The 22,836-nt window shown below is 63.7% G+C and carries 21 protein-coding genes; 8 read left to right on the top strand and 13 right to left on the bottom strand.

Features of this window, described 5'->3' with window-relative positions:
* Positions 1–10: 10 nt before the first annotated feature.
* The 4 genes from secD to queA form a co-directional block, all read right to left on the bottom strand.
* Positions 11–2,062 carry a protein translocase subunit SecD gene (secD, locus tag AB4Y32_RS06350; protein WP_368720491.1) on the bottom strand — a complete coding sequence of 684 codons (2,052 nt, stop codon included), beginning with the start codon at positions 2,060–2,062 and terminating at the stop codon, positions 11–13.
* A gap of 120 nt (positions 2,063–2,182) precedes the next feature.
* Positions 2,183–2,512, bottom strand: coding sequence for a preprotein translocase subunit YajC (gene yajC, locus AB4Y32_RS06345; RefSeq protein ID WP_012401902.1), 330 nt, complete (start codon positions 2,510–2,512; stop codon positions 2,183–2,185).
* Between the two features lie 208 nt (positions 2,513–2,720).
* Positions 2,721–3,926 carry a tRNA guanosine(34) transglycosylase Tgt gene (gene tgt, locus AB4Y32_RS06340; protein ID WP_368720490.1) on the bottom strand — a complete coding sequence of 402 codons (1,206 nt, stop codon included), beginning with the start codon at positions 3,924–3,926 and terminating at the stop codon, positions 2,721–2,723.
* A gap of 79 nt (positions 3,927–4,005) precedes the next feature.
* Entirely contained in the window at positions 4,006–5,067 is a 1,062-nt protein-coding gene (gene queA / locus AB4Y32_RS06335) for a tRNA preQ1(34) S-adenosylmethionine ribosyltransferase-isomerase QueA (RefSeq protein WP_368720564.1), read from the bottom strand.
* Between the two features lie 233 nt (positions 5,068–5,300).
* On the opposite strand from queA, the gene recG reads away from it, so the two are divergent.
* The 7 genes from recG (at position 5,301) to ubiA (ending at position 12,507) form a co-directional block, all read left to right on the top strand.
* A complete protein-coding gene (gene recG, locus AB4Y32_RS06330) occupies positions 5,301–7,523 on the top strand; it encodes an ATP-dependent DNA helicase RecG (protein WP_368720489.1) in 2,223 nt (740 codons plus the stop codon).
* 124 nt (positions 7,524–7,647) lie between these two features.
* Positions 7,648–8,607 carry a LysR substrate-binding domain-containing protein gene (locus AB4Y32_RS06325; protein ID WP_087732579.1) on the top strand — a complete coding sequence of 320 codons (960 nt, stop codon included), beginning with the start codon at positions 7,648–7,650 and terminating at the stop codon, positions 8,605–8,607.
* A 173-nt stretch (positions 8,608–8,780) separates the two neighbouring features.
* Positions 8,781–8,915 carry a hypothetical protein gene (locus tag AB4Y32_RS06320; protein ID WP_368720488.1) on the top strand — a complete coding sequence of 45 codons (135 nt, stop codon included), beginning with the start codon at positions 8,781–8,783 and terminating at the stop codon, positions 8,913–8,915.
* 65 nt (positions 8,916–8,980) lie between these two features.
* On the top strand, positions 8,981–10,435 hold the full coding sequence (locus tag AB4Y32_RS06315) for a catalase (RefSeq protein ID WP_368720487.1): 1,455 nt from the start codon (positions 8,981–8,983) through the stop codon (positions 10,433–10,435).
* Between the two features lie 207 nt (positions 10,436–10,642).
* A complete protein-coding gene (locus AB4Y32_RS06310; protein WP_368720486.1) occupies positions 10,643–10,801 on the top strand; it encodes a hypothetical protein in 159 nt (52 codons plus the stop codon).
* A gap of 173 nt (positions 10,802–10,974) precedes the next feature.
* Positions 10,975–11,463: a Dps family protein gene (locus AB4Y32_RS06305; RefSeq protein WP_087732581.1), complete on the top strand. Its 489-nt coding sequence runs from the start codon at positions 10,975–10,977 to the stop codon at positions 11,461–11,463.
* A gap of 180 nt (positions 11,464–11,643) precedes the next feature.
* Positions 11,644–12,507 carry a 4-hydroxybenzoate octaprenyltransferase gene (gene ubiA / locus AB4Y32_RS06300; RefSeq protein ID WP_368720485.1) on the top strand — a complete coding sequence of 288 codons (864 nt, stop codon included), beginning with the start codon at positions 11,644–11,646 and terminating at the stop codon, positions 12,505–12,507.
* A gap of 88 nt (positions 12,508–12,595) precedes the next feature.
* Here the strand turns inward: ubiA and proC are convergent, their stop codons facing one another.
* The 6 genes from proC to AB4Y32_RS06270 form a co-directional block, all read right to left on the bottom strand.
* Positions 12,596–13,411, bottom strand: coding sequence for a pyrroline-5-carboxylate reductase (proC, locus tag AB4Y32_RS06295; protein WP_368720484.1), 816 nt, complete (start codon positions 13,409–13,411; stop codon positions 12,596–12,598).
* Between the two features lie 12 nt (positions 13,412–13,423).
* Positions 13,424–14,122, bottom strand: a complete 699-nt coding sequence (locus AB4Y32_RS06290) for a YggS family pyridoxal phosphate-dependent enzyme (RefSeq protein WP_368720483.1) — start codon at positions 14,120–14,122, stop codon at positions 13,424–13,426.
* A gap of 157 nt (positions 14,123–14,279) precedes the next feature.
* Positions 14,280–15,506: a glycolate oxidase subunit GlcF gene (glcF, locus tag AB4Y32_RS06285; RefSeq protein WP_368720482.1), complete on the bottom strand. Its 1,227-nt coding sequence runs from the start codon at positions 15,504–15,506 to the stop codon at positions 14,280–14,282.
* 7 nt (positions 15,507–15,513) lie between these two features.
* A complete protein-coding gene (gene glcE / locus AB4Y32_RS06280) occupies positions 15,514–16,602 on the bottom strand; it encodes a glycolate oxidase subunit GlcE (protein WP_368720481.1) in 1,089 nt (362 codons plus the stop codon).
* A 232-nt stretch (positions 16,603–16,834) separates the two neighbouring features.
* Positions 16,835–18,340, bottom strand: a complete 1,506-nt coding sequence (locus tag AB4Y32_RS06275) for an FAD-linked oxidase C-terminal domain-containing protein (protein ID WP_368720480.1) — start codon at positions 18,338–18,340, stop codon at positions 16,835–16,837.
* 64 nt (positions 18,341–18,404) lie between these two features.
* Positions 18,405–19,820, bottom strand: coding sequence for an FAD-binding oxidoreductase (locus tag AB4Y32_RS06270; RefSeq protein ID WP_368720563.1), 1,416 nt, complete (start codon positions 19,818–19,820; stop codon positions 18,405–18,407).
* Positions 19,821–20,048: 228 nt separating this feature from the next.
* Here AB4Y32_RS06270 and AB4Y32_RS06265 point away from each other — a divergent pair, with 228 nt between their 5' ends.
* Positions 20,049–20,615, top strand: coding sequence for a cob(I)yrinic acid a,c-diamide adenosyltransferase (locus tag AB4Y32_RS06265; RefSeq protein ID WP_368720562.1), 567 nt, complete (start codon positions 20,049–20,051; stop codon positions 20,613–20,615).
* A gap of 112 nt (positions 20,616–20,727) precedes the next feature.
* Here AB4Y32_RS06265 and AB4Y32_RS06260 read toward each other — a convergent pair whose 3' ends face one another.
* From AB4Y32_RS06260 to aroG, 3 genes are all read right to left on the bottom strand, one after another.
* Positions 20,728–21,063, bottom strand: a complete 336-nt coding sequence (locus tag AB4Y32_RS06260; protein WP_368720479.1) for a helix-turn-helix domain-containing protein — start codon at positions 21,061–21,063, stop codon at positions 20,728–20,730.
* Positions 21,060–21,398, bottom strand: a complete 339-nt coding sequence (locus AB4Y32_RS06255; protein WP_368720478.1) for a type II toxin-antitoxin system RelE/ParE family toxin — start codon at positions 21,396–21,398, stop codon at positions 21,060–21,062. The genes AB4Y32_RS06260 and AB4Y32_RS06255 overlap by 4 nt, the downstream gene beginning before the upstream one ends.
* Before the next feature lie 185 nt (positions 21,399–21,583).
* The gene (gene aroG, locus AB4Y32_RS06250; protein ID WP_368720477.1) at positions 21,584–22,657 is read right to left on the bottom strand and encodes a 3-deoxy-7-phosphoheptulonate synthase AroG; all 1,074 of its coding nucleotides are present in this window, start codon (positions 22,655–22,657) and stop codon (positions 21,584–21,586) included.
* Positions 22,658–22,836 lie beyond the last annotated feature (179 nt).

The raw sequence follows: 22,836 nt of genomic DNA, 5'->3' as shown, positions 1-22,836 counted from the left end.
TCTCCGGGACTCAGCGGGACGAACCCGGTTTCTTCGTGACATCCGGCGCGTTGCGGCGGCGCAGGGTCGGCTTGCCAGTGCGGCCCTGGGCCTGAGCAGGCGTCGCTGCCTTTGCCTTCGCCTTGGGCGCCGACGCGGCCGCGATTGCTCGAGCCGCTTCGGATTGCGCGTCGGCGTCGTCGAGGTAGGCCGTTGCGCCGTCGGCGGCAGCGGGCTTCCACACCTGGCCGACGGCCAGCGACTTCAGCTTCTTCTTGCCGCCGTACCACAGGTTCACGAGGCCGCGCGAGAAGAACACGGCCGAGAACATCGACGTCAGAATGCCGATACAGTGCACGACGGCAAAGCCGCGCACCGGGCCGGAGCCGAACGCAAGCAGCGCGAGACCGGCGATCAGCGTCGTCACGTTCGAGTCGAGAATCGTCGCCCATGCGTGCGCGTAGCCGTTCTGGATCGCCAGTTGAGGCGGCGCGCCATTGCGCAACTCTTCGCGTACGCGTTCGTTGATCAGCACGTTCGCGTCGATCGCCATACCGAGCGCGAGCGCGATAGCGGCAATGCCCGGTAGCGTCAACGTGGCCTGCAGCATCGACAGGATCGCGATCAGCAGCAGCAGGTTCACCGACAGCCCGATCATCGAGATCAGGCCGAACAGCATGTAGTACGCGATCATGAACGCCGCGATCGCGATGAAGCCGTAGACGACGGAATCGAAGCCCTTCTTGATGTTGTCCGCGCCGAGGCTCGGGCCGATCGTGCGTTCCTCGATGATGTCCATCGGCGCCGCGAGCGAGCCGGCGCGCAGCAGAAGTGCGAGGTCCGTTGCCGCTTGCGGCGTGGGCTGGCCCGTGATCTGGAAGCGGTCGCCCAGTTCCGACTGGATCGTCGCAACCGTCAGTACTTCGCCCTTGCCCTTTTCGAACAGCACCATCGCCATCGGCTTGCCGATGTTGTCGCGCGACACGCTGCGCACCGCGCGGCCGCCCGCCGAATCCAGACGGATGTTGACGGAAGGACGCTGGTGCTCGTCGAAACCCGCCGACGCGTCGATGATGCGGTCGCCCGTGAAGATCACGGCCTTGCGCAGCAGCACGGGCGCCTGGTTGCCTTGAGTGAAAAGCTCGTCGCCGGCCGGCACGGGATCGCCCGGGTTCGGATGCAGACCGTTCGGATCGGCGAGACGCGCTTCGAGCGTCGCCGTGCGGCCGATGATGTCCTTCGCCTTCGCCGTGTCCTGCACGCCCGGCAGCTCGACGACGATGCGATCGGGGCCTTGCTGCTGGATCACCGGCTCGGCCACGCCCAGTTCGTTGACGCGGTTATGCAGCGTCGTGATGTTCTGTTTGAGCGCCGCGTCCTGCACCGTCTTCTGCACGGCCGGCGTGAAGGTGCCGACTACCTGGACGCCGCCGCTCGGGTTCGGCTGCGTGGCCCACTGCAGTTCGTTCACGCCCGCTTGCAGTTGCGTGAGCGCGTTCTCCGCGACGCTCTGGTCCGCGAAATTGACGACGACCGACTGGCCGACGCGGTTCACGCCGCCGTCGCGGATGTTCTTGTCGCGCAGCAGCGTGCGCGCATCCGAAGCGTCCGAATCCAGCTTCTTGTTCAGCGCGCCCGCCATGTCGACCTGCAGCAGGAAGTGCACGCCGCCGCGCAGGTCCAGACCCAGATACATCGGTAGCGCGTGCAGGGCCGTCAGCCAGTGCGGCGATGCGCTCTGCAGGTTCAGCGCGACGATGTACTGCGGATCGGTCGGGTCGCTATTGAGCGACTTTTGCAGCAGGTCCTTGACGCGCAGCTGCGTGTCGGTGTCCTTCACGCGCACGCGAATGTTCGCGTTCAATGTGGAGTTGTCGAACGTGACGTCGTCCGGCTTGATCTGGCTCGATGCGAGCGCCGCTTCGACCAGCGACAGCGTGGCCGAATCGAGCTTCACCGTGGCCTTGCCGCTCGACACCTGCACCGCCGGCGCTTCGCCGAAGAAATTGGGCAGCGTGTACACGAGGCCGATGACGAGCGCCACCAGCATCACGACATATTTCCAGAGGGGATAACGATTCATGGAGTGGTCCAACGGGAGGTTGGCTTGAGTGCGATGCGTCCGGCGATGAGCGCGGCGAGCGGAAGCGCCTGGGCGGGCTTCGACCGACGCGAGGCCGCGCCGGACGCGAGAGAGCAGGCCTTACAGCGACTTCAGCGTGCCCTTCGGCAGAATGGTCGTGACCGACGCCTTCTGCACGGTGATTTCAGTGCCTTCTGCGATTTCGACGCCAACATAGGCTTCGCCGACCTTGGTCACCTTGCCGACGATGCCGCCGTTCGTCACCACTTCGTCGCCTTTCGCCATCGCGGCGAGCATGTTGCGGTGTTCCTTCTGGCGCTTCATTTGCGGGCGGATCATGATGAAGTAGAGCACCGCGAACATCAGAATCAGCGGCAGGAAGCTCATCAGGCTCGATTCGGCGCCACCTGCTGCACTGCCTTGCGCGAAGGCATTGGAAATGAACGACACGTTGGTCTCTCCGTTATAACAATCAAAAAAATCAGCCGGTTATTCTACCACCGGCCATTTACGGGACGGCACCCGAACAAGTTTTCGTGACGGGCTGTCAAGAGGTTTCGGGTGTTTTTCCGAAAGTAAATTGTAATGTCTGCTGCGCTATGTGGGAGGATGCTTTTCGCGCGGTGCCCGACGCGCTTGCGTCGCGCGTCGTTTAACTTTAGTCCGTCCCGCGCGCCCGGTTTTCATGAAATAACTTCTTGAACGTGTCGAACATCTGCGTGTCGATGGCATCGCGCATTTCCTGCATCAGTTCGAGGTAGTAGTGCAGGTTGTGGATCGTGTTCAGCTGCGCGCCGAGAATTTCGCCCACGCGATGCAGATGGTGCAGATAGCCGCGCGTGAAGTTGCGGCACGTGTAGCAGCCGCATTGCTCGTCGAGCGGGCGCAGTGAGTTCTTGTGCGTCGCGTTGCGGATCTTGATGTCGCCGTAGCGCGTGAAGAGCCAGCCGTTGCGCGCGTTGCGGGTCGGCATCACGCAGTCGAACATGTCGACGCCCGCCGCGACGCCCGCAACGAGGTCTTCCGGCGTGCCGACGCCCATCAGGTAGTGCGGCTTGTCGGCGGGCAGCTTCGGGCCGATGTGATTGAGCACGCGCATCATGTCTTCCTTCGGCTCGCCGACGGACAGCCCGCCGATCGCGAAGCCGTGAAAGCCGATCTCCGACAGCCCCGCGAGCGACTCGTCTCGCAGGTCTTCGAACATGCCGCCCTGGACGATGCCGAAAAGCGCATTCGGATTGCCGAGCCGGTTGAACTCGTCGATCGAGCGCCTGGCCCAGCGCATCGACATGCGCATCGAGCCGGCGGCATCCTCGTGCGACGTCGGCACGCCGTTGGTCGCGTAGGGCGTGCATTCGTCGAACTGCATCACGATGTCCGAGTTCAGCACCTTCTGGATCTGCATCGACACTTCCGGCGACAGGAACAGCTTGTCGCCGTTGATCGGCGACGCGAACGTCACGCCGTCTTCGGTGATCTTGCGCAGATCGCCGAGCGAGAAGACCTGAAAGCCGCCCGAATCGGTGAGAATCGGCCGCTTCCAACCCATGAAGCCGTGCAGGCCGCCATGCGCCGCGATCGTTTCGAGGCTGGGGCGCAGCCAGAGGTGAAACGTGTTGCCGAGGATGATTTGCGCGCGGATTTCTTCGAGCTCGCGCGGCTGGATCGCCTTCACGGTGCCGTACGTGCCGACAGGCATGAAGATCGGCGTTTCGATGACGCCGTGATTGAGTGTCAGACGTCCGCGGCGCGCCTGGCCGTCGGTTTTCAGCAGCTCGAACTTAAGGCCGTTGTCAGGGCGAACGTGGTCGCCGAGGTAGGCGCCGTGGTCCGCGCGTGCGGCGTTGTTGTGACCGTCGGTCATTGAATACTCCTGTGCCACCAGAGAACAGTCCGGCGCAGATGATAAACGCCGCCAGAAGATTCCCGGCGGCGGTGTTGGATTATGCGTTCAACGCGTCGTCGCTGCGCGTGAGCAGCATCGCGTCGCCGTAGCTGAAAAAACGGTAGCGTTCCTCGATTGCATGCCGATACGCAGCGCGTATCGTCTCGATGCCCGCGAACGCGGACACGAGCATCAGCAGCGTCGACTTCGGCAAATGGAAATTCGTCACCAGCCGGTCGACCACGCGAAACCTGTAGCCCGGCGTGATGAAGATGTCCGTGTCGGCGCTCGTCGCGGCAAGCGCACGGCCCGCTGCTTCGGCGTCGCGCGCGGCGGCTTCGAGCGCGCGCATCGACGTCGTGCCCACCGCGATCACGCGATTGCCGCGCGCCTTCGTCGCCGCGATTCGGTCGACCAGCGACTGCGGCAACCGATACCACTCGCTATGCATCTTGTGCTCGGCGATGTTGTCGACGCGTACCGGCTGGAACGTGCCCGCGCCGACGTGCAGCGTGAGCGTCGCGCGCTCGACACCCTTTTCGTCGAGCCGCGCAAAGATCGAGTCGTCGAAATGCAGGCCGGCCGTGGGCGCGGCGACGGCGCCCGGGTTTTGCGCGTACACCGTTTGATAGCGCGTTTCGTCGAACGCGTCGGGGTCGTGCTCGATATACGGCGGCAGCGGCAGGCGGCCGTATTGCTCGATGAGCGTCAGGCAGTCGTCCGGGAAGTGCAGCGTGTAGAACGGCTCGACGCGCTCGCCCACCGTGACGTCGAAAGCGTCGGCGAGACGCAGCGTCGTGCCCGGCCCCGGACGCTTGCTCGCGCGGATCTGCGCGAGCGCGGTGCGCTCGCCCGTCAGACGCTCGACGAGGACTTCGATCTTGCCGCCACTGGCCTTCTGGCCGAGGAACCGCGCCTTCAGCACTTTGGTATCGTTGAATACGAGCAGATCGCCGGCGTCGATGAGCTCGGGCAGATCGGCGAAACGCCGGTCCGCGAACGTCGCGGGCTTCGTCTGCCCATTCACTTCGAGCAGACGGCTCGCGCTGCGCTCGGGCAGGGCGACTTGCGCGATCAACTCGGGCGGCAGGTCGAAATCGAAATCGGAAAGCGTGAACATGCGGACTGATGTGATGCGCTGATGCGATATTGGATTGCCGTCTTGGACGGAACAGGGCTGAAACGAAGCCGGACGGGCGACGGGATCGACGACTCGATCCATAGCAGGTACGCCAGCGGCCGTCGAGCGGCTATGATTGCGGGACATTGCCGCAGCGGTCCTTGGTGCGCAACCGACATGCGCGCGCTGGCCGCGAACCTTCTGAAGCCGATATTGTACTTGCGAAGCGACTCATGCCTTTGTCCGATAGCCGTTCACCCCTCGACACCGACGACGCAGACGCTCCGAAGAAGCGCCGCGCCGCGCGGAGCAAGGCGGGCGAGGACGCGGCTCAGGAGCCCGCTGTGCCCGACGCTCAAGGCGCGAAGAAGCCCGCCGCAAAAAAGCCCGCGCTCGCCAGGACAGCCGACAAGCTCGCGAAGCTCGGCCTCACGCGCGACATCGACCTCGTGCTGCATCTACCCATGCGCTACGAGGACGAAACCTCGCTGACGCCGATCGGCGAACTGCTGCCCGGTGGCGTCGCGCAAACAGAAGGCGTCGTGTTCGGCAACGAGATCGCGTACCGGCCGCGCCGCCAGTTGCTGGTGAAGATGCGCGACGACGCGGGCGACGAATTGATCCTGCGCTTCCTCAATTTCTACGGCTCGCAGGTCAAGCAGATGTCGGTCGGCATGCGGCTGCGCGTGCGCGGCGACGTGCGCGGCGGCTTCTTCGGGATGGAGATGGTGCATCCCGCGGTGCGCGTCGTCGATGAAGACACGCCGCTGCCGCAAGCGCTCACGCCCGTCTATCCGAGCACGGCGGGCGTTTCGCAGGCGTATCTGCGCAAGGCGATCGACAACGCGTTGTCGCGCACGTCGTTGCCTGAGCTGTTGCCCGAGCCCGTCGCGCAGCAATTTTTGCAGCCGCTCGACGTACCGCCGCTGATGGACGCCGTGCGCACGCTGCACCATCCCACTTCGCATGCCGACGAAACGGCGCTGATCGACGGCACGCATCCCGCGTGGACGCGCATCAAGTTCGAGGAACTGCTCGCGCAACAGATGTCGCTCAAGCGCGCGCACGAAGAGCGCCGCACGCGCGCCGCGCCCGCGATGCCGCGCCTTTCGCCCGCCGATGACACATCGCTCGTCGCGCGTCTGTTGAAGGCGCTGCCGTTTGCGCTGACGGGAGCGCAGCAGCGCGTGAGCGCGGAGATCGCGCACGATCTGACGCAGCCGCATCCGATGCAGCGTCTGTTGCAGGGCGACGTCGGCAGTGGCAAGACGATCGTTGCCGCGCTCGCGGCCGCGCAAGCCATCGACGCCCGTTATCAGGCCGCGATGATGGCGCCGACCGAAATTCTCGCCGAACAGCACGCGCGCAAGCTGCGCGGCTGGCTGGAGCCGCTCGGCGTGACGGTCGCGTGGCTCGCGGGCAGCCTCAAGACGAAGGAAAAGCGCAGTGCGCTCGAAGCGGCGGCGCTCGGCACCGCGCAACTCGTGATCGGCACGCACGCGATCATTCAGGACGCGGTCGAATTTGCGCGGCTGGGCCTCGTGATCGTCGACGAACAGCATCGCTTCGGCGTCGAGCAGCGGCTTGCGCTGCGCGCGAAAGCGCAAAACGCCGCCGACGGCGCGCGCGATTTCCAGCCGCATCAACTGATGATGTCCGCGACGCCGATCCCGCGCACGCTCGCGATGACGTATTACGCGGACCTCGACGTATCGACGATCGACGAGTTGCCGCCCGGCCGCACGCCGATCCTGACCAAGCTGGTGTCGGACGGACGCCGCGACGAAGTGATCGGCCGCGTGCGCGAAGCAGCGTTGACGGGACGCCAGGTGTACTGGGTCTGTCCGCTGATCGAGGAAAGCGAGACGCTGCAATTGCAGACGGCCGTCGAAACCTACGAAACGCTCGTCGCCGCGCTGCCGGAGCTGAAGGTCGGCCTCGTGCACGGACGCCTGACGCCCGTCGAGAAAGCGTCCGTGATGGACGCGTTCACACGCAACGAAGTGCAGTTGCTGGTTGCGACGACGGTGATCGAAGTGGGCGTCGACGTGCCGAACGCATCGCTGATGGTGATCGAGCACGCGGAACGCTTCGGGCTCGCGCAACTGCATCAGCTGCGCGGACGGGTGGGGCGCGGCAGCGCGGCATCGGTATGCGTGCTGATGTATTCGGGGCCGCTATCGATGACGGCGCGCGCGCGGCTGCAGACGATGCGCGAAACCACCGATGGCTTCGAAATCGCCCGCCGCGACCTCGAAATTCGCGGCCCTGGGGAATTTCTCGGCGCGCGCCAATCGGGCGCCGCGATGCTTCGTTTCGCGGATCTGGAAAACGACGGCTGGCTGATCGAACCGGCGCGCGAGGCGGCCGCGACGCTGCTTGCGCAGTATCCGAGCGTCGTCACGCAGCATCTTTTGCGCTGGCTGAACACGCGCGAGCAGTATCTGAAAGCGTGACGAGGCTTGGGCGGGGAAGCGCTTGCGCGCCGCAGCACAAGTGAAGGCGGCTTGAAGGTTGGCGAATTGGCCCCATAGGTGTATAACAGAAACCTATCGAATCTATCGCCCTGATTGGTCCCTAATGACCCTCACAGAACTGAAATATATCGTCGCCGTTGCCCGCGAGCGCCATTTCGGCCGCGCGGCGGAAGCGTGTTTCGTGAGCCAGCCGACGCTGTCCGTCGCGATCAAGAAGCTCGAAGACGAACTGAACGTGCAGATTTTCGAACGCGGCACGAGCGAAGTCAGCGTCACGCCGATTGGCGAACAGATCGTCACGCAGGCGCAGCGCGTGCTCGAACAGACGCTCGCAATCAAGGAAATCGCGAAGCAGGGCAAGGACCCGCTCGTCGGGCCGCTGCGCCTGGGCGTCATCTACACGATCGGACCGTACCTGCTGCCCACGCTCGTCAAGCAGATGATCAAGCGCGTCCCGCAGATGCCGCTGATGCTGCAGGAAAATTACACGCTCAAGCTGATCGAACTGCTCAAGCAGGGCGAGATCGACGTCGCGATCATGGCGCTGCCGTTCCCGGAAACGGGCCTGATGCTGCGTCCGCTGTACGACGAGCCGTTCGTCGTCGCGCTGCCGTCGGGCCACGCGTGGGAGTCGCGTCACAAGATCGATCCGACCGACCTGAAGCAGGAAACGATGCTCTTGCTCGGCAGCGGTCACTGCTTCCGCGATCACGTGCTCGGCGTCTGTCCCGAGCTGATGCGCTTCTCGCAGAACGCGGACGGCATCCAGAAGACGTTCGAAGGGTCGTCGCTGGAAACGATCCGGCATATGGTCGCGAGCGGCGTCGGCATTACCGTGCTGCCGCGCATGTCCGTGCATGAAGTGAAGGCGCACGCGGGCGGCGTCGATTCGGGCCTGCTCAGCTACGTGCCGTTCGACGACCCGGTGCCGGATCGCCGCGTCGTGCTCGCATGGCGCAAGAGCTTCACGCGGATGCCCGCCATCGACGCGATCTGCGACGCCGTCGCCGCATGCGATCTGCCGGGTGTGAAGAAGCTCGATCTGCCCGCAGCCGTCAACTAAGAGCCTTTGCTGGCGCATCCCGGGCCTCGGGATGCGCCGCCCGTCAGCCGCCGCCTTCTGCATGAGGCGGAGACTATTGAATACATAAAATTAATCAAATCGTCGTATTCGATAGTTTTTAATAAGATTCCTCCATGGGTCGCCGAGATCCGCCACCACAAATGGGAGGAATCATGCAGTCATCTACGTCGTCGTTGATCCCGTCTGTTTCCCCGTCGCCGCAGCAAGCGGCCCCGGCCGCGAATGTTGCGTCCAGCTTCAGGACTGTCGCGTTCGCACTGCTCGTCGATCGCGCGCTGGCCGCCTGACACGCTTTTCCTCTTATTCGAATTCCCCAGGACGGCATTCGCCAGAACTAGCAAGGAGAACAGATATGTCTGAACGCAATCTCACGACCGCCTCGGGCGCGCCCGTCGCCGACAACCAGAACTCGCTGACGGCAGGCCCGCGCGGCCCCGTCGCGTTGCAGGATGTGTGGCTGATCGAAAAGCTCGCGCACTTCGACCGCGAAGTGATTCCTGAGCGCCGCGTTCACGCAAAGGGTTCGGGCGCGTTCGGCAAGTTGACGGTGACACACGACATCTCGCGCTATACGAAGGCCAAAGTGTTCTCGGAAGTCGGCAAGGAAACGCCGCTGTTCATGCGCTTTTCGACGGTCGCGGGCGAGCGCGGCGCCGCAGACGCCGAGCGCGACGTGCGCGGCTTCTCGATCAAGTTCTACACGGAAGAGGGCAACTGGGACGTGGTCGGCAACAACACGCCCGTGTTCTTCATCCGCGATCCGCTGAAGTTTCCGGACTTTATCCATACGCAAAAGCGCGATCCGTACACGAACATGCGCAGCGCGACGAACGCGTGGGACTTCTTCTCGCGTCATCCCGAGTCACTGCATCAGGTGACGATCGTGATGAGCGATCGCGGCATTCCGAAGAACTATCGGCAGATGCACGGCTTCGGCTCGCACACGTTCTCTTTCATCAACGCGAACGGCGAGCGTTTCTGGGTGAAGTTCCACTTCAAGTCGATGCAGGGCATCGAGAACTACACCGACGAAGAAGCCGCGCAGGTCGTCGCGAGCGACCGCGAGAGCGCGCAGCGCGATCTGATCGGATCGATCGACAGCGGCAACTTCCCGAAGTGGCGCTTCCAGATTCAGGTGATGCCCGAAGCGGATGCGGCGACGTATCGCTACAACCCGTTCGACATCACGAAAGTGTGGCCGTACAAGGACTATCCGCTGATCGACGTCGGCGTAATCGAGCTGAACCGCAACGCGCAGAACTACTTCGCGGACGTCGAGCAGGCTGCGTTCACGCCGGTCAACGTGGTGCCGGGCATCGGCTTCTCGCCGGACCGCCTGTTGCAGGGCCGCCTGTTTTCGTACGGCGATACACAGCGCTATCGCCTTGGCGTGAATCACCATCTGATTCCCGTGAACGCATCGCGCGCGCCGAATGCGCGCTCGTTCCATCGCGACGGCGGCATGCGCACCGACGGCAACCTCGGCGGCAACGTGAACTACGAGCCGAACCGTTTCGGCGACTTCACGCAGGACCGCAATGCGATCGAGCCGCCGCTCGCGGCGGGCAACGTCGATCGCTATAACCATCGCGAGGACGAGGACTACTACAGCCAGCCGGCGGCCCTTTTCCGGATCTTCGATGCGGGCCAGCGCGAGCGTCTCTTTGGCAACATCGCGCGGGCGATCGATGGCGTGCCGGCGGATATCGTCGCGCTGCAGGTCGAGCACTTCCGCAAGATCGATCCGGCGTATGCGGACGGCGTGCTCGCGGCTATCGAGGCGCTCGCTAAGGCGAAGGCGAAGTGAGATGGCGGGCGAGTAGTGATTGAGCCGCCCGCATCAAGGCAACGATGTTGGATGGGACCAGAGTGAGTGCTCTGCATGGGGCTGGAGTAAGTGCTGAAGCACTAACTCCAGCCGACAGCTAAATCACTAACTCTGGTCGACAGCTTTGCATGGGACCAGAGTAAGTGCTAAAGCACCAACTCTGGTCGACAGCACAGGAGAACGATCATGGTTCAGATGGTGATGAACGCAGTCGGCCACAGCGCCGGCAACGTCGCGCAACAGGTGCGCGGCCCTATGCTTTTTCAGAAGCTCGCAGGGCTCGCGATCGTCAGCAGCGGGTACGCGGTGATCGTCGCGAATCTGCTGCACGCAATCAGCCGATGACGAACCGCACGCATGGCCATCCGCGGTTCGAACAGCCGCATCGGCGAGGTATTGCGTCGCGCGAACGCATCCCATTTCTAAGATAAACTGGCGGACGTTCGAGCGTTGACGGACTGCACAGACGCAACTTCGGGCATGCAGACAGGTTCGTATCACTCTTAGAAGGAGTCATCATGGCCAAGAAGGAAGCCGTACCGCACGTCAACATTGGTATCAGCGACAAGGATCGAAAGAAGATCGCAGAAGGTCTGTCGCGCCTTCTCGCCGATACGTACACGCTTTATCTGAAGACCCACAATTTTCACTGGAACGTGACGGGTCCGATGTTCAACACGCTGCATCTGATGTTCGAGACGCAGTACACGGAACTGGCCGCCGCCGTCGATCTGATCGCCGAGCGCATTCGCGCTCTGGGCGTCGCGGCACCGGGCAGCTACAAGGAATTCGCGAAGCTGTCGTCGATCGCCGAAGCGGACGGCGTGCCCGCCGCCGAAGACATGATCCGCCAACTGGTGGAAGGCCAGGAAGCCGTTGTGCGCACCGCGCGCGCAATCTTCCCGGTGACGGACGCCGCCAACGACGAGCCGACAGCCGACCTGCTGACGCAACGCATGCAGACGCACGAAAAGAACGCGTGGATGCTGCGTTCGATGCTGGCTTAATCCGCTTCGGCGGCCCTCTGGCGCGGGTCGAAGCGCCGGTGGTCCACGCAGGTCAACGTGAAGCCCGATGGGTGAAAGCCCGTCGGGCTTTTTTGCCGCCGTTCCCGTGCCCACGCGACTGATCGGGCCTCTCTCACGCACTGCTCTAAAATACGGAGATTCGTATTTCTGCGCACCGCCATGTTCGCCCGACTCCCGCTTTATCTGCGCCTTGTCCGCATGGACAAGCCGATCGGCAGCCTGCTGCTGCTGTGGCCGACCCTCAACGCGCTGTGGATTGCATCCGACGGTCATCCGTCGTTGTCGCTGCTGGCGATCTTCGCGATCGGCACGGTGCTGATGCGCTCGGCAGGCTGTGCGATCAACGACTACGCTGACCGCGACTTCGACCGCTACGTGAATCGCACCGAAAACCGGCCGATCACGTCGGGCAAGATCAAGGCGTGGGAAGCCGTGGCGCTGGCGGCGGGGCTGTCGCTGATCGCGTTCCTGCTGATCCTGCCGCTCAATACGCTGACGAAGGAGTTGTCGGTGGCGGCGCTGTTCGTCGCGGGTACGTATCCGTTCACGAAGCGTTTCTTCGCGATTCCGCAGGCGTATCTGGGCATTGCATTCGGCTTCGGCATTCCGATGGCGTTCGCCGCGATACAGAATCAGGTGCCGCTGCTCGCGTGGGTGATGCTGCTCGCGAACGTGTTCTGGTCGGTCGCGTACGACACCGAATATGCGATGGTCGATCGCGACGACGACATCAAGATCGGCATACGCACGTCCGCGCTGACATTCGGCCGCTTCGACGTGCTCGCGATCATGATCTGCTACGCGGTCACACTCGGCATCTACGTCGGCATCGGCGTGGTGCTGGGCTTCGGGGTGCTGTACTGGATCGGTCTTGCCGCTGCTGTCGGCTGCGCCGTGTACCACTACACGCTCATCAAGGACCGCGAGCGCATGCCGTGCTTCGCAGCGTTCCGGCATAACAACTGGCTGGGCGGGGCGTTGTTTGCCGGCATTGCCGCGCATTACGCGGCGCAGGCGTTCTGAACGGCTTTCGATAAGGCGCTGCGGCCGGTACCGATTGCATTACCGGTAACGAGCCGCAGCGTCTGCCTATGTCAAACGGCAAGCGCCTTCACTGCTTGCCGAATTCCTCCCCCATTTCCCGGGCCCTCGCATCGGCGGCGAGCGCGCCGCGCACGATCGCGTCCTTCACGCCTTGCGCTTCGAACGATGCCAGCGCGGCTGCCGTCGTGCCGCCCTTCGACGTCACGCGTTCGCGCAGCACGCTCGCCGGTTCGTCCGACTGCGCGGCGAGTTGCGCGGCACCCATGAACGTCGCGACGGCGAGCGCGCGGCCTTGCTCTTCGTCCATGCCTAGCTGGCGCGCCGCTTCCTGCATGGCTTCGATGAAGTAGAACACGTAGGCGGGGCCGCTGCCCGAGATGGCCGTCACGGCATCGATCTTCGCTTCGTCGTCGAACCATACCGTCTGCCCGACCGCGCCGAGAACCTGCGACGCCAGCGCCCGTCCCGCTTCGTCGACGCCGCCGAGCGCGACCAGCCCCGTCACGCCCATGCCGATCAGCGCGGGCGTGTTCGGCATCGTGCGCACGAGGCGCGCGTGGCCGCCGAGCCAACGCGTGAGGTCCGCGCCACGAATGCCAGCGACGATGCTGATGACCAGTTGCGACGGCGACAGATGCGGCGCTAGCGCGGCCGCGACGTCCTTGACGATCTGCGGCTTCACGGCGAGCACGACGGCATCGAACGCTTTCAGCGATGCATCCGCCGTGGCGCTCGTGCCGACGCCGAACTGTTGTTCGTTGCGCTTGCGCGCGTCTTCGTTGGGATCAATGGCTCGAATGTCCGACGGTGCGACGCCGCGCTTGATCAGACCGCCGATGAGTGCGGCGGCCATATTGCCGCCGCCGATGAAGGCAATTTTCATGATGTACGGGAGTTAGTGAGAGTAGTCACGGGCGCCGAAGATAGCCGTGCCGATGCGCACGATCGTCGCGCCTTCGAGCACGGCCGCTTCGAGATCGCCCGACATGCCCATCGATAGCGTGTCGAGTTCGAGACCCTCCGCGCGCAGCTGTTCGAACAACTCGCGCAACGCGCGATGGGGCGCGCGCTGCTGTTCGACGTCGCCTGCCGGTTCGGGAATCGCCATCAGGCCGCGCAGCCGCAACTTCGGCAGCGACGCGATTTCGCGCGCGACATGCAACGCTTCTTCAGGCGCCACGCCGCTCTTCGACGCCTCACTGCTGATGTTGACCTGCAGGCACACATTGAGGGGCGGCAAGCTGTCGGGCCGCTGTTCTGACAGCCGCTGCGCGATCTTCAGACGATCGACGGAATGCACCCAGTCGAAATGTTCGGCAACGAGGCGCGTCTTGTTCGACTGCAGCGGTCCGATGAAATGCCATTCGATCGACGCGCGCAGATCGGACAGCGCTTCGATTTTCGTCAGGCTTTCCTGCGCGTAGTTTTCGCCGAACGCGCGCTGGCCCGCTGCATGGGCGGCGCGAACGTCTTCGGCGGGAAACGTCTTCGAGACGGCCAGCAGCGCAATCGAGCGCGGATCGCGGCCCGCGACCTGCGCGGCGAGAGCGATGCGCTGATGCACTGCGTCGAGATTGTGAGCGAGATCGGGCATGAAACGTTGATTACCGATGCGAGGGGCGACGATTCGAATTATACGGACGCCTCCCGTGCGTCACGACCTGGCCGAATGGCCAGGTTGCGCGTGCATCGTCCGCAAGCGATGCTGTCGATCGGGACACAAGCACAGGACACAAGCACAGGACACAAGCTCAGGCCGCGAGCATGTGCTCGACGAGCTCGATCCAATGCACGACAGGAGTTGAGGTTCCGCTTTGCAGATGCGCGATGCAGCCCACATTCGCAGAGACGATGATCTGCGGTTCCTGCGCCTTCAGCTTTTCGAGCTTCTGGTTGCGCAGCGCGTACGACAGCGCCGGTTGCGTGAGCGAATAGGTGCCGGCCGAACCGCAGCACAGGTGGCTGTCGGCGGGCAGCCTGACGTCGATGCCGAGCGCCGTCAGCAGCTGTTCGACCTGGCCGCGAATCTGCTGGCCATGCTGGAGCGTGCAAGGCGGGTGAAACGCGACGGTGTGAATCGCGCGGCGGCGCGTGAGCGGCGTCAACGCTTCTTCGAAGTCGGGCAGGATTTCGCTGACGTCGCGCGTCAGTTCGACGATCCGCTTTGCTTTCTCGGCGTAAGCGGGATCGTTGCGCATCAGGTGCGCGTATTCCTTGACGGTCGCGCCGCAGCCGGATGCGTTCATCACGATCGCTTCGGCGCCCTGTTCGACATGCGGCCACCACGCGTCGATGTTCTGCCTCACGTCGTCCAGCGCTTCGTCGTTGTAGCCGAGATGCAGACGGATCGCGCCGCAGCAGCCCGCTTCCGGTGCGATGACAGTCTGTATGCCGAGCGCGTCCAGCACGCGTGCCGTAGCGATATTGACGTTCGGCATCATCGACGGCTGCACGCAGCCCGCGAGCATCAGCATCTTGCGCGGATGCGTGGCCGTCGGCCATTCGAGCTGACGTTGCCGTTGCGGAACCTTGTCGCGCAGTTTCTTCGGCAGCAGCGGACGGAAGTGCTGGCCGATACGCATCGCGGGCGTGAAGAGCGTGCTGTTCGGCACGAAGCTCGCGAGCACGCGGCGCATCAGGCGCTGGCCGAAAGGTCGTGGCACTTTTTCTTCCGTGAGCTTGCGGCCGATCTCGACGAGCCTGCCGTATTGCACGCCCGACGGGCAGGTCGATTCGCAATTGCGGCACGTAAGGCAGCGGTCCAGATGTAGTTGCGTGCTGCGCGTGACGGGCGCGCCTTCCACCATCTGCTTGATCAGATAGATGCGGCCGCGCGGCCCGTCGAGTTCGTCGCCCAGCAGTTGATACGTCGGGCAGGTGGCGGTGCAAAAGCCGCAATGCACGCATTTGTGCAGGATGGCGTCGGCTTCGTCGCCGTCGGGCGTGTTGCGAATGAAGTCGGCGAGATTGGTTTGCATCGCGCGCTCAGAAGTCGGGGTACAGCCGGCCGCGATTGAAGATGCGGGCCGGGTCGAATGCAGCCTTCAGGCCGCGATGAATTTTCATCAGCGGGGCGGGCAGCGGCGTAAAGACGCCCGCGCCACGATCGTAGCCGTGGCCCGCGCGGAAGATCGTCGCGTGGCCGCCCGCCTGTTTCGCGCTGATGCGCACGGTCTGCGCGTCGGCGTCGGTGATCCACCAGCGTTGCGCGCCGCCCCATTCCATCAGCTGCGCGCCGGGCAGTTGCAGCGGCTCGGTGATCGTCGGCAGCGCGAGACGCCAGAGCGCGGACTTCGGCGCAATGGCCGCGAAAAACGGATCGGTCTGCTCGCGCAGGCCGGCCCAGAAGCGTTCGGCTTCCACAGCGTCGACGACTTCGCCGCCCAGCGACGTGCGCGCCGACTTGACGGCTGCTTCCGCGCCGCCCAGCCGGACGGCCAGCGTGCCGTTGCGCCACGCGCTGCCCGTGATCGGCAGCGGGCGACCACCCCATTCGTTGAGCTTGCGCACGGCATCGGTGCCGTTCATGTCGAACTTGAGCGTCGCTTCGGCCTTCGGACGTGGCAGCACTTTGACCGACAACTCGAGAATCAGCCCGAGCGTTCCGAGCGATCCGGCCATCAGACGGGAAACGTCGTAACCGGCGACGTTCTTCACCACTTGTCCGCCGAACGTGAGCACCTGCCCCTGGCCGTTCATGACGACGGTGCCGAGCACGAAGTCGCGTGGCGCGCCTGCCGAATGGCGGCGCGGACCGGCGATGCCCGCCGCTATGCAGCCGCCAAGCGTTGCCTGCGTGCCGAAGTGGGGCGGCTCGAAGGCCAGCATCTGGTCGTGCTCGGCGAGCGCCGCTTCGATTTCGAGGAGCGGCGTGCCTGCGCGCGCGGTGATGACCAACTCGGCCGGGTCGTACGCAATGATGCCGCGATGCGCGCGCGTGTCGAGGATCTCACCCTGCAGTGACTGGCCGTACCAGTCCTTCGTGCCACCGCCTCGGATGCGGAGCGGCTGCTCGGCGGCCGTGGCGGCGCGAACCCGTTCCGACCACGCGGCGACGATGTCGTCCTCTTTCATGGTGCGTTGCTTCGTTGTAGTGCTTTCGATTGTACCGAGGCAAACCGTGCTGGCAACCCGGTTCCGACCCGTACCACGAACCCGAGGGCGTTGGTTATGCCTTATAGGCGTTCAAGGGCAACGCGTACGTGCCGCCTGCCGCGAGCCGAAACATCGACAGGCTGAGCATCGGCCGGAGTCAGGCGCAATGCCTGCGGTGCGCGGAGTGACCGTGCAACCGCCGGCCGGGCGCTCAAAAACGCGGCAGTTCGGGATGAGGCAGCAGTCCGCCGCGTACATGTAACTTGCCGTATTCGGCGCAGCGGGCGCGCGTCGGGATGCCCTTGTCGGGGTTGAGCAGTCCCGCGGGATCGAAGGCGCGCTTGACGGCATGGAACGCATCGCGCTCTTCGGGCGAAAACTGGACGCACATCGAGTTGATCTTCTCGATGCCGACGCCGTGTTCACCCGTCACCGTGCCACCCAGTTCGACACACGTCTCGAGGATGTCGCAACCGAAGGCCTCCGCGCGGTGCCACTCGTCGAGGTCGTTGCCGTTGAACAGGATCAGCGGATGCATGTTGCCGTCGCCCGCGTGGAACACGTTGATGCAACGCAGGTCGTACTTCTTCTCCATCTCCTCGATACGCGCGAGCAGCGGTCCGATGCTGCGACGCGGCACCGTGCCGTCCATGCAGTAGTAGTCGGGTGAGATGCGGCCGGCGGCTGGAAACGCGTTCTTGCGGCCCGACCAGAAGCGTAGCCGTTCGGCTTCCGTGCGCGAGATCTGGATGCGCGTCGCGCCGTGTTCGCGCAGCACGGCCGTCATGCGCACGATTTCGTCGCTGACCTCTTCAGGCGTGCCGTCCGACTCGCAGAGCAGGATCGCGGCCGCATCGAGATCGTAGCCGGCGTTGACGAACTCCTCGACGGCGCGCGTGGCCGGCTTGTCCATCATTTCGAGGCCGGCGGGAATGATGCCCGAGGCAATGATGCCCGCGACGGCATCGCCGCCTTTCACGACATCGTCGAAGCTCGCCATGATGACCTGCGCGGCCTGCGGCTTCGGTATCAGCTTGACGGTGACTTCCGTGACGATCGCGAACATGCCTTCGCTGCCGATCATGACGGCCAGCAGATCGAGGCCGGGCGCGTCCGGGCTCAGCGAGCCGAACTCGACGATCTCGCCGTCCATCGTGACGGCACGTACGCGCATTACGTTATGCACCGTCAAGCCGTACTTGAGGCAGTGCACGCCGCCGGAATTCTCCGCGACGTTGCCGCCAATCGTGCACGCGATCTGCGATGACGGATCGGGCGCGTAGTAAAGGCCGTAAGGCGCAGCCGCTTCCGATATCGACAGATTGCGCACGCCGGGCTGCACGGTTGCCGTGCGCGCATACGGATCGACTTCGATGATCTTGCGAAAGCGCGCGAGCGAGACGACGACTCCGTTCCGGATCGGCATCGCGCCGCCCGACAGGCTCGTGCCCGCGCCGCGCGGGACGATGGGCACATTGAGCCGTTGACAGATTTGCGCGATGCGCTGCACCTGCGACTCGGTTTCCGGCAGCGCGACGGCAAGCGGCAAGCGCCGGTACGCGGCAAGACCGTCGCATTCGTATGCGACCGTGTCTTCTTCGCGAAAGAGCAGGCAATGAGTGGGCAGTACGGCCATCAACGCCTGCACGACCTCGCGCTGACGTTGCGCAAGCATCTCGGGCGACAGCTCGGATGACAGCTCGCCGGGTGCGTTCATGGAATGTCTCCTCGTTGGACGGCCACGCGCCTCTTTGTGCTGCGCGGCCGGACATGCGGTTACGCTATGCCGCCCATGTAAAGATCTTGCCTGGATTCATCAGGTTGCGCGGATCGAGCGAGTGCTTGATCGAGCGCATCACATCGACTGCGACGGGACCGTGTTCGTCGAGCAGAAAGTTCATCTTGTGCAGGCCCACGCCATGTTCGCCCGTGCAGGTGCCGTCCATGCGCAACGCGCGCTGCACGATGCGGTGATTCAGGCGCTCCGCTTCTTCCATCTCTTCCGGCTTGTTCGGGTCGATCAGAATGCAGACGTGGAAGTTGCCGTCGCCGACATGTCCGACGATCGGGCAGGGCAGCGGCGACCCCTTGAGGTCCGCCTCCGTTTCGACCACGCATTCGGCGAGGCGCGAGATCGGCACGCAGACATCGGTGGAGACCGCGCGGCTGCCGGGCTTCAGTTGCAGCATCGCGAAGTAAGCGCTGTGACGCGCATTCCACAGGCGGCTGCGGTCTTCAGGGCGCGTCGCCCATTCGAAGTCTTCGCCGCTGTTTTGCGCGGCAATTTCCTGCACGAGTTCGGCCTGTTCCTTCACGCCGGCTTCCGTGCCATGGAATTCGAAGAACAGCGTGGGCGCTTCGCGCAGCGTCAGATTCGAGTGACGATTGATCGAGCGGATTGCGAGCGAATCGACGAACTCGACGCGCGCGATCGGCACACCGATCTGGATCGTCTCGATCACGGCGCGTACGGCGTCGCCCATCGACGGGAACGCGCAGACAGCCGCGGACACGGCCTCCGGCTGCGGATACAGGCGCAACGTGATTTCGGTGATCACGCCGAGCGTGCCTTCCGAGCCGACGAACAGGCGCGTAAGGTCGTAGCCCGCCGACGACTTGCGCGCACGCGTGCCTGTGTGGATTACGCGGCCATCGGCGAGCACGACGGTCAGGCCCAGCACGTTCTCGCGCATCGTGCCGTAACGCACGGCATTCGTGCCCGACGCGCGCGTCGCCGACATGCCGCCGATGCTCGCGTCCGCGCCCGGATCGATCGGGAAGAACAGGCCCGTGTCGCGCAGTGCTTCATTCAGTTGCTTGCGCGAGATGCCGGGCTCGACGGTGACGGTCAGATCTTCCGCGTTGATCGAGAGCACGCGGTTCATTTCGGAAAGATCGATCGACACGCCGCCTTGTACGGCCAGCAGATGGCCTTCCAGCGAGGAGCCGTTGCCGTATGGAATGATGGGAACGTCATATTGACCGCACAGCGTGACGACGGCCTGGACATCTTCCGTGTTGCGCGCGAAGACGACGGCGTCGGGCAGTTGCGGATCGAAGGGCGATTCGTCGCGGCCATGATGGGTGCGAACAGCGTCGGATGTCGATACGCGTTCACCGAATGCCGATTTGAGCGCGGTGAGCAGTTCTGCAGGAAAAGGGCGGCGCACGGGGGTGGGCGGCACGGGATGGTTCACCTGCGTCTCCTGTTGACGAATGTTCTGATGGTTGATGTCCATTTTACGCCCTTCGATCGCGGCCGGGCGTCGGACTCGCAAGGTCGATGCAGGCTTTGACGCAGTGTTTGGCCCAGCGGCATGCGCGTTCGCGAGCAGGAGAACGCGGCAACTTTATAATGAAGCGCGATGGCATATCGCGATGTTCCGCATGGACGCATCGCCGTTCGACACAAGGAAACGCACATCATGGGCAACCGCTTGAGCAGGATCGCGACCCGCACGGGCGACGACGGCACTACGGGTCTCGGCGACGGCCGCCGCGTGCGCAAGGATGACGCGCGCATTGCCGCGATCGGCGACGTCGATGAACTGAACTCGAATATCGGCGTGCTGTTGTGCGAGACCTTGCCCGACGGCGTGCGTGCCGCGCTGACGGCGATCCAGCACGATCTGTTCGATCTCGGCGGCGAGCTATGCATTCCGGGCCATTCGATGATCGCCGATATGCATCTCGCGCAACTGGATGCCTGGCTCGCGGAATACAACGCGACCTTGCCGCCGCTCAAGGAGTTCATCCTGCCTGCGGGCACGCGCGCTGCCTCGCTCGCGCATGTGTGCCGGACGGTTTGCAGGCGCGCGGAGCGCTCGATCGTCGCGCTTGGTGCCGTCGACACGATCAACGCGGCGCCGCGTCGATATGTGAACCGGCTGTCCGATCTGTTGTTCGTGCTGGCTCGCGTACTCAATCGCGTGGACGGCGGCAGCGACGTGCTGTGGCAACACGACCGCGGCTCGAAAAGCAAAGGTGGCTAGCAAGACGGGCAAGGGCACGGCCAGCCTCGCAAGAAGCGCGGCAACAAGCCAAAGAGCCTGAGAAAGAACGCGACAAAAAGCGAACCGACGGGCAGCCCACTCGACCGACTGCCTAGCCGACCGCGAGCGTGACCGGCTTGCCGATACGGCTCATCATTTCGACGAGCGTATCGATCGTGAATTTCGAAGTCTTCTTGTTGACGACATCCGACACGCGCGGCCGCGACACCATCAGGATTTCTGCAGCCTCGGACTGCTTCAGATGATGCTGTTCGATCCACGTGGAGAGTTCGGTCATCAACTGTTCCTTGAGCAGGCGCGTGTCGTTGATCTGCTTCTGCGATGCGGCGTGCAGCCGTTTTGCTTCGTCTGCGGGGAAGCCGAGTTCGAGAAACAGATTCGCGCCCGGTTTCGTGACATGACGGATCGTGGTGTCGATGGTCTTCATACTTTCCTCACAGTGGCCGCGGCGCGATAGCGCGCTTCGGCGATTTCCCTGTCATGCCGGCTGGTTGCCTGCGCCTTCTTCTGAAAGCAGTGCAGTACGTATACGGCTTCGACAAACTTGGCGACGTACATCACGCGAAAAGCGCCTTCCTGTTCGCTGATGCGAATTTCACGCGTGCCCGCGCCGACGATATCGAACGGCTTCCAGTTGTCCGGATCGAGGCCCGCTTGAACCTTGGCGAGCTGAAAGCCTGCCTGGCGGCGGGGTTCATCCGGAAACGAAAGCAGATTGTCATAGCTGGAGCCGATCCAGCGAATCTCTTTTTCCAGCTCCATGTGCTTCCTTCATGTACAAAATTTTATACCCAAATTCCCCAGTGTTCAACGTCTTTTCGCAAACACGGGCACGAGATTCGAAGGTACAGAAGCAGCACATGAAGCGCGATTCGGCCGAATGGCCAAAAAAATGCCCGGCTGCACGAGCCGGGCAAAAATCTGCGTGAAGTAAGGTTGGTTGATGGTCAGTTGCCGCTGCCGCGCGCGACGCGCCGTTGCTTGACGGCATCCGCGAGACCTTCGAGCACGGCGACGCTGTCGTCCCAGCCGATGCATGCATCGGTGATGCTCTGGCCGTACGTCAGCGCACAGCCCTCTTGCAGATCCTGGCGGCCCGCGACGAGATGCGATTCCACCATCACGCCGACGATCCGCTCGTCGCCTGCTGCGATCTGGCGGCCGATATCCGCGCACACGGGAATCTGGTTCTCGTGCTTCTTCGAGCTGTTCGCGTGGCTTGCGTCGATCATCAGGCGCGCGGCGAGGCCCGCCTTGCCGATGTCGGTGCACGCCGCGTTCACGCTGTCGGCGTCGTAGTTCGGCACCTTGCCGCCGCGCAGAATGATGTGGCAGTCCTCATTGCCCGCCGTCGATACGATGGCCGAGTGGCCACCCTTCGTCACCGACAGAAAATGGTGCGGCTGCGACGCAGCCTTGATCGCATCGACGGCGATCTTCACGTTGCCGTCCGTGCCGTTCTTGAAGCCGACGGGACACGACAGCCCCGACGCGAGTTCGCGATGCACCTGCGATTCCGTCGTGCGCGCGCCGATCGCGCCCCACGAAATCAGATCGGCGATGTACTGCGGGCTGATCATGTCGAGATATTCGGTGCCGGCGGGCAGGCCCAGTTCGTTGATCTTCATCAGCAGCTCGCGCGCGGTGCGCAGGCCGTCGTTGATCTTGAAGCTGTTGTCCATGTACGGATCGTTGATGAGGCCCTTCCAGCCGACCGTCGTGCGCGGCTTCTCGAAGTACACGCGCATCACGATCTCGAGTTCGCTCGCGAAGCGTTTGCGCTGTTCGATCAGGCGGCCGGCATATTCCATCGCGGCCTTCGTGTCGTGAATCGAGCAGGGTCCGACGATGACGATCAGACGGTCGTCCATGCCGTGCAGAATCCGATGCATCGACGAGCGCGCGTTGAAGATCAGGTCGGACACCTTCTCGTCGCAGGGGAATTCTCGGATCAGGTGAGCAGGCGGCGTCAGTTCCTTCAGTTCGCGGATGCGGACATCGTCGGTATTGTGCGGGGGCATGGTTTTCTCCTCGATTCGGTTCGTAGCGCGGTTCGCGCGGTCTTCGATTCAACGACGGCGCCGCAGCGAACGGGTCAACAAGCTAAAACGGTCAAAGTCAAAGTCGTTAGGGACGAAAAAAAACCGCCAGACTCGCTGGCGGTTTTTTCGGGAATTTCAGGTGCCTATGTACGTTCACA

Origin of the sequence: Paraburkholderia phymatum (assembly GCF_040965635.1) — a bacterium.
GTDB classification, from domain to species: Bacteria; Pseudomonadota; Gammaproteobacteria; order Burkholderiales; family Burkholderiaceae; genus Paraburkholderia; species Paraburkholderia phymatum_B.
The sequence above is the reverse complement of the archived record's forward strand: the minus strand, read 5'-3'. Positions and strand labels throughout refer to the sequence as shown.

Coding starts and splice junctions, on each gene's coding strand:
- AB4Y32_RS06310 (WP_368720486.1), top strand. CDS start 10,643: ATGGTTCAGATGGTGATGAACGCAGTCGGCCACAGCGCCGGCAACGTC.
- proC (WP_368720484.1), bottom strand. CDS start 13,411: ATGAAAATTGCCTTCATCGGCGGCGGCAATATGGCCGCCGCACTCATC.
- recG (WP_368720489.1), top strand. CDS start 5,301: ATGCCTTTGTCCGATAGCCGTTCACCCCTCGACACCGACGACGCAGAC.
- AB4Y32_RS06320 (WP_368720488.1), top strand. CDS start 8,781: ATGCAGTCATCTACGTCGTCGTTGATCCCGTCTGTTTCCCCGTCGCCG.
- AB4Y32_RS06255 (WP_368720478.1), bottom strand. CDS start 21,398: ATGGAGCTGGAAAAAGAGATTCGCTGGATCGGCTCCAGCTATGACAAT.
- AB4Y32_RS06315 (WP_368720487.1), top strand. CDS start 8,981: ATGTCTGAACGCAATCTCACGACCGCCTCGGGCGCGCCCGTCGCCGAC.
- secD (WP_368720491.1), bottom strand. CDS start 2,062: ATGAATCGTTATCCCCTCTGGAAATATGTCGTGATGCTGGTGGCGCTC.
- AB4Y32_RS06260 (WP_368720479.1), bottom strand. CDS start 21,063: ATGAAGACCATCGACACCACGATCCGTCATGTCACGAAACCGGGCGCG.
- ubiA (WP_368720485.1), top strand. CDS start 11,644: ATGTTCGCCCGACTCCCGCTTTATCTGCGCCTTGTCCGCATGGACAAG.
- glcE (WP_368720481.1), bottom strand. CDS start 16,602: ATGAAAGAGGACGACATCGTCGCCGCGTGGTCGGAACGGGTTCGCGCC.
- tgt (WP_368720490.1), bottom strand. CDS start 3,926: ATGACCGACGGTCACAACAACGCCGCACGCGCGGACCACGGCGCCTAC.
- AB4Y32_RS06275 (WP_368720480.1), bottom strand. CDS start 18,340: ATGAACGCACCCGGCGAGCTGTCATCCGAGCTGTCGCCCGAGATGCTT.
- AB4Y32_RS06265 (WP_368720562.1), top strand. CDS start 20,049: ATGGGCAACCGCTTGAGCAGGATCGCGACCCGCACGGGCGACGACGGC.
- queA (WP_368720564.1), bottom strand. CDS start 5,067: ATGTTCACGCTTTCCGATTTCGATTTCGACCTGCCGCCCGAGTTGATC.
- AB4Y32_RS06305 (WP_087732581.1), top strand. CDS start 10,975: ATGGCCAAGAAGGAAGCCGTACCGCACGTCAACATTGGTATCAGCGAC.
- glcF (WP_368720482.1), bottom strand. CDS start 15,506: ATGCAAACCAATCTCGCCGACTTCATTCGCAACACGCCCGACGGCGAC.
- AB4Y32_RS06325 (WP_087732579.1), top strand. CDS start 7,648: ATGACCCTCACAGAACTGAAATATATCGTCGCCGTTGCCCGCGAGCGC.
- aroG (WP_368720477.1), bottom strand. CDS start 22,657: ATGCCCCCGCACAATACCGACGATGTCCGCATCCGCGAACTGAAGGAA.
- AB4Y32_RS06290 (WP_368720483.1), bottom strand. CDS start 14,122: ATGCCCGATCTCGCTCACAATCTCGACGCAGTGCATCAGCGCATCGCT.